Raw genomic sequence first — 628 nt, 5'->3', positions numbered from 1 at the left:
GCGTACTCTGTTCGTCTTCGCGTTAGACTGTTGTTTAGCAAAAATTTCTTGGGGCGCTCCTTCCCTCAAAATTGCGCCTTTATCAAGCACAACAATTCGATCACAAAGCGATAATAAGGAATGTTTATGAGAGCTAATAATCATCGTCGTCGAGTGCGGCAACGATTTAAGAGCATTAAACAACGCATTCTCAGCTGGCTGGTCTAAGGAACTGGTTGGCTCGTCTAAAATTAATGCTGCTGGGTTTCGATAAAAAGCTCTTGAAATCGCTACAGCTTGCCTTTGCCCCCCCGACAAATAACGCCCTCCTTCTCCGACTTGCGTTTCTAGACCATGAGGAAGGCGGCTCATGTACTGGTTCAAACCCGATAATTCTATCGCACGGCGTAATCGTTCTTGATCAATAACATGATGTCCTAATACTATGTTTTCCATAATGCTGCCGTATATAAGATGCGAATCTTGGCCAACCCAACCCGTTTTCTCTCTTATCAATTCGGCAGGCCAAAGCTGACTGTCAATGTCATCGAAATAAACGCTGCCCTGTGAGGCACTTAGTTGATTGGTCATAATGGAAAGGAGTGTTGACTTTCCTGCTCCTGCACTACCAATAACGCCAACGCGTTCG

Annotated in this window: 1 protein-coding gene; it reads right to left on the bottom strand. The window is 45.2% G+C overall.

Features of this window, described 5'->3' with window-relative positions; genetic code table 11:
• On the bottom strand, positions 1–628 hold a 628-nt coding region (locus R7P74_RS27250; RefSeq protein WP_318123795.1), incomplete at both ends, for an ATP-binding cassette domain-containing protein.

It is taken from the genome of Vibrio sp. 2033 (genome assembly GCF_033339735.1).
The sequence above is the reverse complement of the archived record's forward strand: the minus strand, read 5'-3'. Positions and strand labels throughout refer to the sequence as shown.